The organism is Helicobacter sp. T3_23-1056 (assembly GCF_053654535.1).
Window position 1 is genome coordinate 67116 of record NZ_JBSIUU010000010.1, and the last position, 14056, is coordinate 81171.

The following is a 14056-nucleotide window of genomic DNA, read 5'->3' on the forward strand; positions in this document are numbered from 1 at the left end:
TGCGTAAAATCTAGTGCCTAAATCTAATCCACTAATAATCCACTAAAATCGCCTAGATTTTAATGCCAAATACAAAAACACAGGCGCGCCAAAAAACGCCGTAATGATTCCTATGGGAATCTCAAAAGATTGCACACTTCGTGCGATAGTATCACAAAATAGCAAAAATAGCCCGCCTAAAGCCGTGCATAGCGGGAGGACAAGGGCGTTGTTATAGTCTTTTAGCCCAAGCCGAATAATATGAGGGATAATAAGCCCCACAAATCCTATAAGCCCGCAAAACGCCACCCCAAAGCTAACAGCCACGCTAGAAGCGATAAGTAGATTTCGCTTTAGTTTGGGCGCATCTACGCCTAGATTTTTTGCCTCTTCATCGCCACTTAGGATTATGTTTAGCCCATTTCTATGGGCATAAAAATACCCTAGCGTGCCTACTAGCACCACACTTAAAATCCCCACTTTATACCACGCGCTTAGCCCCAAATAGCCCATAAGCCAAGTAACGATTTTAAAACTTGACTCCCCAATAATATACATAAATAGCGAGCTAAGCGCGCCTAAAAAAGAGCTAATCGCAATGCCTATGATAAGTAGCATAGTGATATTTGCACGCTTTTGGAGGGCAAAAATCAAAAGAGAAAATCCCGCACAGCATACAAACCCAACCACACCATAATACACATCATCTAGCCCGATAAAATGCGCTAGCACCGCCCCAAAAGTCGCCGCAGAGGCGATGCCTATGATATAGGGGTCTGCGATGGGGTTTGCAAAGATGCTTTGCGTAACTGCGCCAGAGGAAGCGAGCAATGCGCCTACCAAAATCGCCATTAAGATTCTAGGGAGGCGCACCTCCCACAAAATCCTAGAATCGCTTGTAAGCAAGCTAGAATCAAAAATGCTTGCATTTTGAGTCTCACTTGTCGCAAAAAAAGAGCCAAAATCTATCCCCGCCCCTATATCAAATATGCTTGCACAAAGCCTGCCAACCCCCCATATCTCATCACTATCCCCAAGTATCATAGCCACCACACCACAAACGATATAGCCTGCCAATATGCAAAGGCTTAGGACATAGACACGGGATTTTGGGGTAGATTTTGCGTGGGTTTGATTTTTGGGGCTAGATTTTGGGGGTTTGGGGGAATGTGTTGCGTGCGAAATCGTTGTTTTTATAGAGTTTTTTTGCAAAATCATTTGTTGGGTGTTTGATTTTTGTGTGCCTGCTTTTTGCATATTTGCTTTTTGGGCGTCTATTTGTTTGGTGTCGTTGAAATATTGAGGCTGTTTGGAATGTTTAGAATTTATAGATTTTATGGGCATTTTGTCCTCTTATGTTATGTATATTTGTGTGATTTTGGGCGATGCTTACGCGATATAAAATCCCAAAAATTCCTAGAAATGATAGGTTTTTGAGAAAAACAAAAAATGATACAAAATATTATTTATATATCTCTTATAAACTGCTTAAATTACGAAAATTTTTAGTTTTTGTGAGCGATTTTGTAAAAATTTATCAAAAGCCCTTAAGAAGCAAATGAAGTAAAATGTAGAATCTAAGAAGCCAAAGCAGACAAAAATCCTAATCCATAAGCACAAAAATATAGTAAGCGGTGATTTATGCTAATTTGTCATTTTTGTCATTGCGAAAAAATGTGTGTGAGCGAATTTTTTTGGCAATTCACTACAATTATGTCGTTTTGTGTCATTGTAAGAATCGCGCTAGCGATTTGTGGCAATCTATAACCAAACACTACAAAAAGCGTTATTTGGCAACTTGCATTTGTGGATTGCCACGATTTGTGCTTGGTGAGTCTTGTGATGAGGTGGTGTGGATTGATTCGGCGTTGTAAAATCTTGCAATGGCAAAAAAGCATTTTTTGTTTTATCGCAATATCGCAATAATAAAAAGCCTTTTTTGATTCGCCTTGCAATGACAAAGAAAGCGAAAATATAATTAAGATTTGATGATTTTTGATTTGGACAGAATCTAGATCGTAGAGTTTATAAACCAAATCATCGATTTGGGATTGTAAATCTTTGATTTTCTTGTCATATTGAGGCTTTGAAAAAGCCGAAATATCTCTATTGTCAATATTTTGAGATACTTCGCTACGCTCAGTATGACAAAGATTTTTTGCCTCTAAAATCTTATCCGCTAGATTCACAACTTCATCGGCGAACCCATTTCATCTAATTTTGAAAACTTTGTAGCTAAAAACTTCAAATTTTCATTATACCTTGCCATATCATCAAACGCAAAGGATAGCTATGAGAAATTTTAACAATTTTAGCGTAGATAAGATTTGCGAACTATTTTCACATAGGCGCATTTCAAGCTATGACAACACCAATCGACATTTTGAAAATTTTGATTTAATTGCTTTAATCAGCAAGAATATAGGCATTGCAGAAGTGCTATTGCGAAACAAAATTGATTTTGTGATGAGTAGGATAGATTCATCGTGGCTTGATAATCTACCTAGCGACATAGAGCTAAAAACGCCCAAAGAACCAAATCCCTCGCGCGATAAAATCATATCGATTCAAAGTTTGGGATTTTGGGTGTGCGTGGTGGATTACTACAAAATTCATAATCAAATATTTAGCTTGGATTTTTTGGATAGCGTGGATTTTAAGCGGTATTATGAGAGAAATGTAAATGGCTTTAAAAATGGCTCACAATTAAGGCGTTATCAAAAGGCAGGTTTGATTTTGCATTTGCTACGAAATCTACGCAACCGCGCATTTCACTTTGAAAATCTATACAAATTAAACATTGACAATCAGCCACGCCTTAGCGCAACTCTCAAAAAACCAAAATTTATAATAAACCTCGAAGCTAGCAAAATACAAATGTTTTTGAATGATTTGATAGATGAATTGTCAAAATGAAGTTTTAAGAAGTGGGGGAAATAAGGCTCCCCAAGAACACGGGTGAATTATGTCGCAAGTTTGCTTAAATTTTCCTTAAAATTGCGTGTAATTTTAGCATAATTATTTAGATTCTACGATTGCGATTTGATGGGAGTCTAGCTCGTAGAGGGCATAGATTAGTGAGTTGATTATATGTGTGGATTTTGCAAAATCTTGCCATTTTTTAGCTTATAGCTTTGTCCTAAATATGCGTTTTGCAAATGTTTGGCTTTGATATTTGATTTTTTGTCTGCTAGGGCGATTAGTTCTTTTGCTTTTCTATATGGTGGTAACACGATATTTATTTTAATTCCTTTGTCTTTTGCAAATTTGATAGGCGTGGTTAAATCCGTATCTGCACTAATGATTTGCATACAATCACACCGCTTTTCGTAGCAATCACGCAAAATCTGCATAGCGATATTGACATCAGTTTGTTTTTCTTCGTGCTTTGTTATGGTGGTATGACAATTATGGCAATAGACTTTCTTTTCTTTGAAGTTTCCAAGCACTATTTTTATGCCTAAATCCTCTAAAATTTCAATATAATCTTTGTGCTCTTGCATAAAGTGTGGTTTCCAATATGGATACGCACTAAAAAAATATATAGATTTCATAATGTCATTATTTGGGAGAAATTGTTTGCTAAGTGAAATAGGATTTTGCCATTGTAGATGTTTTAGCGAAGTGTTGCGTCTAATTAAATCTGCGATAGAATGATAGAGATTAAATCCATCTATGTAAGTGATAACTTTATTCATAAAAACCTTTGAAACCCCCACCGCAACGGCTAAGTGAGGGGGCTATAAGGATATACCTCATAGGGAAGTGGTGGAATTATGTCGCAAGTTTGCTTAAAATTTCCTTAAATTTTAGCTAATTTTAAGTTTTTAAACATTATGCCATTGCACTTTTAGTGTTTTGGCAAAAATTAAGATTTTATGATTTCAATCTCATTAGAATCTAGCGCGTAGAGTTTATAAACCAAATCATCGATTTGGGATTGTAGTTGGGTTGAATCTTTGCCTTGTGATTTGGATTCTAAAATTTTATCGACTAGATTCACAATCTCATCTGCGATTTTTTGTTTTTCTTTTGTGATTTTTGGGATAGGGATTTTTTCAACAGGGGCTTTTTTCCATTGCCATCCTGTTGTATCAAGTTTGCTATAAACTTGCTCTAAATAAAATAAAGCAATAGGATTGTTTAAAACAGCATTTAAATATTTTAAAACATTTAAATTGTTGCTTTCTGCTGTCATTAAAAATACACCTGCTAAAACTGAAAAACGATTTGTATCGATTACAAAAGAATTACCTGTTCTTGCTAATTCAGCCCAAATGAGTTTGGGTTTCTCAAAATCCCCATAATACGCGATATTATCCTGCGTTTCAAACCATTTGTTTGAAGTCTTTTTACGACAGCCTTTTTCGCCACTTTGTGCTATGCGTGGCATAAAATTTTCTAAATATTTTTTTAAGGCGGGATAATCATCTATGTTTAAATTTAACGCTGGAAAAGTGCCGATTAACCACAGATTCGCCCATTCATAGCTATATCTTTTAATGTCGCGTCCGCGCAAAATGGGCTTTATGATTTGCTCTGTGCGCTCTCGCTCTGTCAAACCCACCCCCAAACCCCCTCCGCAGGGGAGGGGGCTTTTTATGCTATTATCGCACGAATCTAAAATCGCTTCTTTTGTCGCGGTGTCAATGATAAAGGCTTCATTGTAGCCTGTCAAAACGCCACGATAGATTTCAATATCCCATTCTTTAAGCGGTGTGCCGATTTTTTCAATCTTTTGTTTTAGGGCTAGGGTGTGTGAATCTACAAAGATAAAGGCTTCGGCATTGAGCGAATCTTGGGGGATACAATCGCAATTTTTAGATGATAAATCTTTGGCATAGCGGATTTGGCTATTTTGTGGTGCGGACTTTGATACTTGGAGTATGCACGAATCTACGATGGCGTTTTCAAAGATTTTTATGCCATTAAAATCTGTGTAGGATTCAATGGTGTGGCGCAATAATAATGAGCGCAAGTTTTTGCCATAGCCTGCGCGGGCGAATTTGTTGCTAACGATGTAGGTGAGAATGCCTTGTGGTGCGAGCAAATCTAGGGCTTTGGCAAAAAAGTAGGTGTAAATATCTGCGGTGCTACACGCAAAATCTGCAAATGCGGATAAAATCGCTTGTTTGTTGGGGATAGATTCTTGGCGGATATAGGGCGGATTGCCGATGACAATGTCAAAAGATTCCACGCCAAACATATACGCACTATCGAAAAATTGCGCTATATCGTTGGGATTAAAGGGATTCCATTTAGTGAGTGGCATCTCGCCCTGCGCTTCAAAAAATAAATCTTTTGCGATTTTGTCTATCGTGGCTTTGTATTTTGATTGTAGGGCGATTTTGTCGTGGCTAGTAAAAGTCTCGGTGCGGATTTGTTGCAATTCTATCAAGCCTTTTTCGTAAATATCGCTGCCAAGCTGTCTGCCACGCGAATCTTGCAATGAAGTCTTCAAAGGCAAAAGCGCATTTGCGGAGATGAATTTAAATTCTAGATTTGGCAATGGGTTTGGCTCTTTGCTGTGGCTAAAATCCTCATCGATGATAAGGGAGAGAAAGCACCGAAGTCGCGCGATTTCGGTAGCCATCGGTTGAATATCTACGCCATAAATGCAATTTTGCAAAATCTCTAATTTGCGCGTATAAGGTGGGCGTGTGTCGCCTAAATCGCTTTGGATGCGGATAATCTCACTCAAAATCCCCATAGGGAATGCGCCTGAGCCACAAGCGGGGTCTAGGATTTTTAGGGTGCTTAGCTCTTGTAAGATTAGCGCGGAATCTTTGGGATTTACCCACCCCCTAGCCCCCTCCGCAAGGGAGGGGGAATCTATTTTTTTGTCATATTGAGGCTTTGAAAAAGCCGAAATATCTCTATTGTCATTTTGAGTGGAGCGAAAAATCTCTTTTGTTGATTGAGATACTTCGCTTTCTTGCGAAAGCTCAGTATGACAAAAAATTGTGTCAGTATGGCAAGATTTTGGATTGCCACGATTTGCACTTGGCAAGTCTCGCAATGACGAATCAAACACAAGATTTTCTAAAAATTGTGAATCGACTTTGTCTTTTAGTGTGGTTTGCAAATGCGATAAAATCGCGCTACGCACCATATAGCGCACGATTTCGCGGGGCGTGTAGTAGCTCCCTGTGGCTTTGCGAAGTGTGTTTTTATCTAGCTTTTCTAGCTTGTTGTCCGTAAAAAGCTGGGATAAAAGGCTCTCAAACACCGTGCCTAGCAACTCTGGGTCAAGGGCTACTTCCTCGTCATTGTGGCTTTGCTCATCAAGCGTGAAATTATACATATCAAGCAGGGCAAAGAGTTTGCTAAAATCTTGGTTTGGGATATGTAGGTCGTGGAGATGGGCGTGTGGATTTTGTGTGCTAAAAAAATCATTATCCTGCGGGCTAAATAATCCGCCATTTAGGTAGGGAATCGCGTTTAAAAGGCTAGTGATTTGCTCGGGCAAAAATCCATAATCGCGTGAATCTTTTGGCGTGTTTAGCGTGGTAAAAAAGAGTGGCTCTAACACTTCGTGGTAATAATTTGCACTCAAAGCACTATCCCAAATCGCAGAATCTATAATGCTCTTTTTCTCCAAAAATTTACAAAATAAGATTCTGCAAAGTAGTCGCAAAACAAAACTGCGCCTGTCATAATCGCTAGCGTGTGTGGGGAAAGTCGCGTGTTGCAAAATCTCGAAATATTGCGCAATGATTTTTGCGTAAAACTCTTTGCTTACAGGCTCTTGGGAAAAGGCTTCCTCTAAATCTTTTTGCGTGATAGGGGATTTTTGGGCTTTATCGATTAGGGTTTGCAATGCTTTTTGTGCGGTGGCGGTTTTGGTATGTCCTAAAATGAAACTTTGGCGTTTTAGGTTGGAGTAAGTGGGCTTGTTTAGCTCAAAATCATAACCGCTAGTGATGAGAGATAGGCGAAATTCTTTGGCAAATTCAGCTTTTTTTGTCATTGCGAGAGGATTCGTAGAATCCTCGTGGCAATCTATGCTTTTGTTTTGTAGATTGCTACGACTCGTGCTTGGCAAGTCTTGTGATGACGATTCGGTTTGGATTGCCACACTCGCTTCGCTCGCTTGCAATGACGAAGTGTGTGAATCTACCCACCCCCTAACCCCCTCCGCAAGGGAGGGGGAAGATTTAGAGTCGCTACGCGCAAGGGAGGTGGAATCAAATGCAAGTCCCTCCCCTTGCGGGAGGGATTTAGGGTGGGGTTCTTTTGCATTGTGTAGGGAATCTGGCGTGTGGAAAATCGCCAAAATCGCGTCTAATCCTGTGGCTTTTAGAATAGATTTTAGCTCGGTGTGGATTCCCACTTTTGCGCGGATACTATCGCACTCAAAGATATATATGCCAAAATTTTTATTGCTAAGTTTGAAAGGGGTGCAAATGGCGGTTTGGGATTGTAATATGCTGTGTGGCAATGTGCGTTTATTTGGCTCTATAAAGTGGATTTGCGGGAAAATCGCTACTAAAATTTCTCTAAACGATTCTAACTCAAATTGGCTTTGTGTGAAGTGTGTGATTTTGTCGTTCATTTGGTGTCCTTTGTGTGATTAGTTTTTGTCATATTGAAGGTTTGGAGAAATATCCCTGCTTTTGTCATATTGAGGCTTTGGAAAAGCCGAAATATCTCTATTTTGTGGCGTTTGAGATACTTCGCTTTCTTGCGAAAGCTCAGTATGACAAGATTTTTGATTGCCACGATTTGCCATTGGCAAGTCTTGTGATGACGATTCGGTTTGGATTGCCACACTCGCTTCGCTCGCTTGCAATGACGAAGTGTGGGAATCTACCCACCCCCTAGCCCCCTCCGCAAGGGAGGGGGAACAAGTTGATTCAACCTCCGCAAGGGAGGGGGAAGATTTGGAGTCGCCACGCGCAAGGGAGGGGGATATTTTTTGATTGCCACGATTTTGCTTCGCAAAATCTCGCAATGACGGAGTGTGGATTGCTTGGGTTGTTTTGCTCGTTCGCAATGACGAATCGTGGGAATCTTTGTGTGGAAATGACGAGATGGAGAGCTGGATTTGCGGGGTTTTGTCCTCTGTGGAGGGCGCGGGATTGTGGCTTGGGAGTTTGGCTTGGCATTTTTGATAAATATGCGTAAAATCCTCTTTGCTTTTTGCGCTGATAATGTCTTTGTAAAGATTTGCCAAAATCCCCATATCTAGCACACGCACGATTATGTCTATTTGCGCCTCGCTTAAAAACTCCATAGCGTTAAGCACTTTGGTGCGGGCTTTTTGGACTTTGGGGTCTTTTGTGGTAGTTGGGATTTCAAATAAGGTGTCTTTGCTTTGTGCGCTAAATTGGGAGTTGTGAAACTCTAAAATGTGCTCAATGTCGCTGTAATGCTGTGTGATTTGGGATTTGGTAGTCTTTGTGGGCTTGGTGCTTATGCGGGATTTGAGATAGCGCGCCATTGTGAAAAAGTCGCTTTTTTGGGCTTTGTTTGAATCGGCACTTTCAATCTTATAAAAATAGTTGTTGCCACTTGGATTTTTCATATAGCAAAAGCACTGTGGAGTATCGGTGATAAAGGTGCGTGATTTTGGCTTTAGCGCGTGTATGCGTGCAAACTCATCAGGGGAGTTTGCATAGAGCTTTTTAATGTCGTTTAAAAACTCTGTATCCTCGCTTATCTCATCTTGCTCTTTGTAAATCGTGTCGCTAAATAGCTTTTGTGTGCCAAACTCCTCGCTACTATCATAAATCGCGCTATCCTCGCCAAAAGTGAAATGAAAACTTTGGAGCTTTTGGAATGCCTTAGCGTTAAATCCTAAAATCGCATCGCCTAAATTGCTGGGCTTAAAATTATAAATATGAATCTCTTTATGTGGCGTGCCTATGCGGTTTATACGCCCGATTCGCTGCATTAGATTTGTGGCACTCCACGGGGAGTCGTAGTTTATGATGATATGTGAGCGGTGGAGATTTACCCCCTCTGCAAGGGTATCGGTGGTGATGAGAATGTGAAAATCATCTTTTTTAGATTCGTAGTTTGCATCAAAGTTTTCGCGGATAGTTTGGGCGTTTGCCTCGCGGTTTGAAGCGTCAATTTTTAGGACTTTGTGGGACTTTAGCTTGGATTCTAAATAATCTGCGGTCGCTTTTGCCTCTGTGAAAATGATGATTTTTTCGTTTGCTTGCGCGCTAAAAAAGTCTTGCAAAGTGGATTTTAGCTCATCTAGCTTGGGGTCGGTATGTATTTCTTGCCATTTGGCTAGTAGCGTTTGGAGTGTGGCTAAATCAGATTTTAGATTTGCCTCATAGCTTGGAGCAAAATCCTCTTTTTGCAAGATAAAGGCTTTGTCTTTGTCTAAATACTGCGCGATTTTCTCGCTCCCCTCATCGCTTAAAATATCATCGTAGAATTTATAGAGATTGCTTAGGTATTTTGGGATAGCGATTTTGCCTTGATTAAACATTTTTAGAAATGCTTGCAAAGAAGTGATTTGAGCCTGCAAAGTAGCTTTGAATGCTTCGATACTTGATTCAAAGCGTTTAAACATAACGATTTTTATAAGCCCTGCTAGGCTTTGGGCTTTTTGCGTAAAGTTGCTTCTGCCATATTGTTTTTCAAATTTTGCTTTTCCGTTTTCATTAAGATTTGGATAAATGAGATAGCGAAAATAGCCAAAATTACCTATGGAGTTGTCTTGCTCATTTAGCAAATGTAGTGTGTTTAGGGCTAGGGCGTGGGCGTCTTTGCCCAAATCATAAAGTAGCTCTTTGGGTGGCAAAATCTGCGGGAACACAATATGTTGCTCCGCTAGATTTCGCGCAAAACTCTCAATGCTACTAATATCCGCCCTCGTGCGCCGCACCATAACAAAGCGCAATAATTGCTCTTTAATGCGTTGTGAAATTTCTTGGAGTTGTGCTTTTTGGGCGTTGATTTCGTCTAAGTCATTTTTGCTAAACGCAGATTCTAGCTCTTTTTTGATTTTGGCAAAATCGCTTTTTAGCGGGGCAAAAAAGGCTTCTAAATTGTCTATGTCCTCGATGTTGCAAGCGATTTTGTCTTGGAAAAGGCAAAGTTGAGATTCTATGTCTTGTGGGGAGTTTTTCTGCGGGGTGGCAGAGAGCAAAATCACTTTTTTACGCGCATTTTTAGGACTCGGCGTCTTTGTGATATTTTGCAGGGCTTCATATCGCCCTGTGTTTGGGTGGGCTAGGTTGTGAGACTCATCGATGATGACTAGGCTATATTCGCTAGGATTTTTGATTTGCTTTTCTAGCATATCATAGCTTATGACTTTGCGGTGGTTTAGCCGCACTAGCTCTAAATGCTCTTCCCAATTTGCCTTTAGCGCGGCTGGGCAAACTACAAGGGTTTTAAAATGTTCATCTTCGCTCTCAAACTTTTTGGCGATGATGGAGGCTATGAGGGTTTTACCAAGCCCTACGACATCGCTTAGGAAAAAGCCGTTGTATTTCTCTAGCTTATCTAGCCCCTCTGCTATGGCGGTAAGCTGATAATCGGGCTTTTTAAACCCGCGCGGGAAAAAGGATTTGAGGGTGGAATCTACTTTGATTTTGGCTAATCCAAAATATTCGATTAAAAGTTTGTAATAAATCTCTTTTGGGGTGCATTCTTTGAGATAAGTGCGCTCTTTTATGGTGGTTTCTAGTTTGTCGGCGTCATCGCTTGTAAGCGGGATAGACTTCTCCCAAAGTGCTTCAAACTCAAAGAGCGCGTAAGCTATGTCATCGCTATCTCTAGATTCTAGATTAAACTCGTAGTTTTTATACAAGCCGTTTTGGCTTAGATTTGAGCTACCTACGATAAGTGAGCCATTGTAGTTTGTCTGCCCTGTGTGTGATTTGGTCGGCTCGGTGGAAAAAATGTAGAATTTGGCGTGGGTTGGTTTATCTTTGATGATGCGGATTTGGAGTCGCGCTTCTTTTAGCGCAGTGATGAGTAGCTCAAATGAATCCTCACTTGAAGCGCAATATGGCGCGGTGGCGAAATGCTCTGCTTGTGCGTGGGCAAATGAGCTTTTAAACTTAGCGAAAATCTCATCTTGCAAATGCGGATTTCGCGCTAAATCATCTGCGAGAGTGCTTAGCTCGGCGGTTTGCAAATCTGCGTTTAAGCCTACTAAGATGCGAATGGATTGAAATTGGGCGATTTTGGGCGAAATCAAATCCCATAAATGTCTAAATCCGCTTGCACGAAAAAAGCCTATGAGGAAGCACAAATGCGCGATTTTGACACTATCATTTGCGATAATATCGCGGAATCTATTTAGCAGGGTGTTTGGGTCGGTGTTGTTTGTGAAGCGAGAGTTGGTAGGCTTGGTAAGTGGGGCTAGATTTTGTGTCTTGGCATTGTGTGTGGGATTTGTGTCTAAAGTTTGGGTTAGATTTTGGTTTTTATGAGAGAGAGAGAGATGGCTTTATTTTGAGAATGATTTGTATTCATTTTGCCCCTTTTATTTTTTGTTTATTTTTGTGTTTTAAATTCTGTATTTGGCTTTGTTATTGCAAGGTTTTGCAAGAAACCAAAATATTTCTCTTATCGTCATTGCGAGCGCGATTTATTGCGCGTGGCAATCCACAAACACAAATCGCCAAATAACGCTTTTTTGTAGTTTTTGGTTATAGATTGCCACGCGTTGCCTTTTATTCAAAAGCCAACGCTCGCAATGACAGCAAACACAAATAGAGATATTTCGGGCTTCGCCCTCAATATGACAAGGTTTTGGATTGCCACGATTGTCTTACGCACAATCTCGCAATGACGGCAAAGAACCCCTCCAAATCGCCACTTCAAGCCCTAAAATCTAGCAACTATAAGTCGTGATAAACTCAAATGGGTGTGGTCGCCCCTCCCAAGGCCACACTTCGCTTTCAAATTTATATTGCTTGTAAGTTTGGATAAATTCCTCGCTAAAGACTTTGCCCTGCTTTAGGTAGTCTTTGTCTTGGAGCATTTCCTCGATAGCGTGGCGGAGCGTGTGTGGGAGCTGTTTGATACCTTTTTCGCGGATTTCATCAAGCGTGAGGGTAAAGAGATTTACCTCCATAGGCTTGCCCGGGTCGATTTTGTGCTCGATACCATCTAGTCCTGCCATAAGCAACGCGCTAAATGCCAAATACGGATTGCTCGAACTATCGGGGAATCGAAACTCCATTCGCTTCGCTTTCTCCCCGCTATTGTAGGGAATCCGTATGCTTGCACTTCGATTTTGCGCAGAGTAAGTGAGAATGCTAGGGGCTTCAAATCCGGGGATTAGCCGTTTGTAAGAATTTGTGCTAGCGTTGGTAAAGGCTGCTAGCGGGCGGGCGTGCTTTAGCACTCCGCCTAAAAAATGCAATGCCATATCGCTAAGCCCCTCATACGCGTTGCCCGCGAAAAGATTTTTGCCACCTTTCCAAATGCTTATATGCGTGTGCATTCCGCTTCCGTTGTCGTTATACAGGGGCTTTGGCATAAATGTCGCGGTCTTGCCATTTAAGTGTGCTACCATTTTTACGACATATTTAAATTTTTGCACATTGTCTGCGGCTTCGACTAGCGTGCCAAACTTCACGCCGATTTCGCCCTGTCCTTGCGCGACTTCGTGGTGGAGGACAAAGGTTTCTAATCCCACTTGGTTTAGCACTTTTACCATTTCAGCGCGCAAATCCATCATACTATCCACAGGAGGCACGGGGAAGTAGCCGCCCTTTATGCCCGGGCGGTGTCCTATATTTACACCATCAAATTCTTTGTCGCGATTCCAATCGCCCTCTTCGGTGTCGATTTCGTAGTATTGGCAATTCACCGCACTTTTGATTTTGATAGAATCAAAGACAAAAAATTCATTTTCAGGTCCAAAATACGCCACATCGCCGATACCGCTAGATTTTAGGTATTCGCTTGCGCGTTTGGCGATAGAGCGGGGGCATTTCTCATAAGGCTCGTTTTTGTAAATATCCCAAATATCACAAAACACCACCACGGTGGTATCTGCGGTAAATGGGTCGATGAAATATCGCACGGGGTCTGGGATAAGAATCATATCGGATTTGTTGATAGGCTGCCACCCCTCAATCGAACTCGCATCAAAGGGAATGCCCTCAAAGCTATCCTCGCTCACGGCATTTGCGGAAAATCCAAGATGATGCCACACGCCTTTGATGTCTGTAAATCGAAAGTCGATAAACTCTACTTCGTTTTCTTTGCAAAATGCAAAAAACTCCGCAACCGCCTTTTTGTCAATGGCTTTTTTGCTCATTAGGTTCTCCTTAGTTAGAATGTGTCAGCAAGGGCATAAAGAAGTGGAAAGTCTATGAGGGGAGTTGCATTTGCTTTGAGGCAGAATCTGCATTGTGGGTAAGCTAATAAGCTTGTAAGTCAGATGCGTTTATAAGCCTGCGGGGTTTTGCAAGGCTTATAAATTGTGATAAGAAGTAGCATTATGCAATCCCTTTTAGGCTTGACTTCTAGTAGCACAATGCGAGAGAATTTTAGCATTTTTTGATTATTTTTGAGAGAGATTTGGGAAAATTTTGTGGCTGTTTGTGTAGATTTGATATAGATTTTTGGTAGATTTTGTGTGGCGTTTTTGTAAGGTAAAGGGATTTTATACTTTTTGGGTTTTTTACTTTGGTGTGGTGGTATCGGTGGCAGAATCAAAAATCCACGCATTTGCGCACGCCCAAGACACAGCCTGCAAAATCTAAATTACGCGGGGAGTTAGTATGCCCTGCTAAGTCTTTGGCATTTTGACTAGAATCTGCATAAATATTTTTCGCAAAAATATCGGGTTTTTGTAAGGCTAAATCGATTTTTGTAATGCTAGGATAAGAATCTTTAAGGCTAGCGATAATGTCATCTAGGGCATTTTCTAGCAAGTCGTATTTGCGTTTTTTTAAGCATTTGGCAATATGACTTGCTAATGCCACATAGTCTAAATACGCGCTTTGTTTTTCATAGCGTATATTTGCATTTACTAGCACTTTTTGTGGGCTTTTTCTCTCGCGAGAGAAAATCCCTATGATAGCCTCCACGCATAGATTTTGTATCAAAATCTCATATTGATTTTGCATAGTCAAATCCATAAAAA

General features: G+C 40.7%; 10 protein-coding genes. 2 read left to right on the forward strand and 8 right to left on the reverse strand.

Annotation, left to right across the window (positions count from 1 at the left end; genetic code table 11):
- Window positions 1-42: 42 nt before the first annotated feature.
- Window positions 43-1023, reverse strand: coding sequence for a FecCD family ABC transporter permease (locus ACWIUO_RS06840; RefSeq protein WP_454177193.1), 981 nt, complete (start codon window positions 1021-1023; stop codon window positions 43-45).
- 617 nt (window positions 1024-1640) lie between these two features.
- On the reverse strand, window positions 1641-2168 hold the full coding sequence (locus tag ACWIUO_RS06845; RefSeq protein WP_454177160.1) for a hypothetical protein: 528 nt from the start codon (window positions 2166-2168) through the stop codon (window positions 1641-1643).
- Window positions 2169-2271: 103 nt separating this feature from the next.
- Here ACWIUO_RS06845 and ACWIUO_RS06850 point away from each other — a divergent pair, with 103 nt between their 5' ends.
- Window positions 2272-2895: a hypothetical protein gene (locus ACWIUO_RS06850; protein WP_454177161.1), complete on the forward strand. Its 624-nt coding sequence runs from the start codon at window positions 2272-2274 to the stop codon at window positions 2893-2895.
- A gap of 170 nt (window positions 2896-3065) precedes the next feature.
- Here ACWIUO_RS06850 and ACWIUO_RS06855 read toward each other — a convergent pair whose 3' ends face one another.
- From ACWIUO_RS06855 to ACWIUO_RS06865, 3 genes are all read right to left on the reverse strand, one after another.
- Entirely contained in the window at window positions 3066-3677 is a 612-nt protein-coding gene (locus ACWIUO_RS06855) for an NYN domain-containing protein (RefSeq protein WP_454177162.1), read from the reverse strand.
- 170 nt (window positions 3678-3847) lie between these two features.
- Complete coding sequence (locus ACWIUO_RS06860) at window positions 3848-7534, reverse strand: Eco57I restriction-modification methylase domain-containing protein (protein ID WP_454177163.1); 3687 nt, start codon at window positions 7532-7534, stop codon at window positions 3848-3850.
- 18 nt (window positions 7535-7552) lie between these two features.
- Entirely contained in the window at window positions 7553-11203 is a 3651-nt protein-coding gene (locus ACWIUO_RS06865) for a helicase-related protein (protein ID WP_454177164.1), read from the reverse strand.
- A 10-nt stretch (window positions 11204-11213) separates the two neighbouring features.
- Between ACWIUO_RS06865 and ACWIUO_RS06870 the strand changes: the two genes are divergently transcribed.
- Entirely contained in the window at window positions 11214-11384 is a 171-nt protein-coding gene (locus tag ACWIUO_RS06870) for a hypothetical protein (protein WP_454177165.1), read from the forward strand.
- A gap of 404 nt (window positions 11385-11788) precedes the next feature.
- On the opposite strand, the gene glnA is transcribed toward ACWIUO_RS06870, so the two are convergent.
- The 3 genes from glnA to ACWIUO_RS06885 all read right to left on the reverse strand — a co-directional run bounded on the left by glnA (window position 11789) and on the right by ACWIUO_RS06885 (window position 14051).
- Window positions 11789-13225 (reverse strand): type I glutamate--ammonia ligase, encoded by a 1437-nt coding sequence (glnA, locus tag ACWIUO_RS06875; protein ID WP_454177166.1) that lies wholly within the window; start codon window positions 13223-13225, stop codon window positions 11789-11791.
- A 119-nt stretch (window positions 13226-13344) separates the two neighbouring features.
- Window positions 13345-13638 (reverse strand): hypothetical protein, encoded by a 294-nt coding sequence (locus ACWIUO_RS06880; protein WP_454177167.1) that lies wholly within the window; start codon window positions 13636-13638, stop codon window positions 13345-13347.
- Window positions 13623-14051 carry a dihydroneopterin aldolase gene (locus ACWIUO_RS06885; RefSeq protein WP_454177168.1) on the reverse strand — a complete coding sequence of 143 codons (429 nt, stop codon included), beginning with the start codon at window positions 14049-14051 and terminating at the stop codon, window positions 13623-13625. The genes ACWIUO_RS06880 and ACWIUO_RS06885 overlap by 16 nt, the downstream gene beginning before the upstream one ends.
- Window positions 14052-14056: the final 5 nt, after the last annotated feature.

What these genes read in the sequence shown, in the direction of transcription:
- ACWIUO_RS06840 (WP_454177193.1), bottom strand. Translation starts at nt 1,023, where the DNA reads ATGATACTTGGGGATAGTGATGAGATATGGGGGGTTGGCAGGCTTTGT.
- ACWIUO_RS06850 (WP_454177161.1), top strand. Translation starts at nt 2,272, where the DNA reads ATGAGAAATTTTAACAATTTTAGCGTAGATAAGATTTGCGAACTATTT.
- ACWIUO_RS06855 (WP_454177162.1), bottom strand. Translation starts at nt 3,677, where the DNA reads ATGAATAAAGTTATCACTTACATAGATGGATTTAATCTCTATCATTCT.
- ACWIUO_RS06860 (WP_454177163.1), bottom strand. Translation starts at nt 7,534, where the DNA reads ATGAACGACAAAATCACACACTTCACACAAAGCCAATTTGAGTTAGAA.
- glnA (WP_454177166.1), bottom strand. Translation starts at nt 13,225, where the DNA reads ATGAGCAAAAAAGCCATTGACAAAAAGGCGGTTGCGGAGTTTTTTGCA.
- ACWIUO_RS06880 (WP_454177167.1), bottom strand. Translation starts at nt 13,638, where the DNA reads ATGCGTGGATTTTTGATTCTGCCACCGATACCACCACACCAAAGTAAA.
- ACWIUO_RS06885 (WP_454177168.1), bottom strand. Translation starts at nt 14,051, where the DNA reads ATGGATTTGACTATGCAAAATCAATATGAGATTTTGATACAAAATCTA.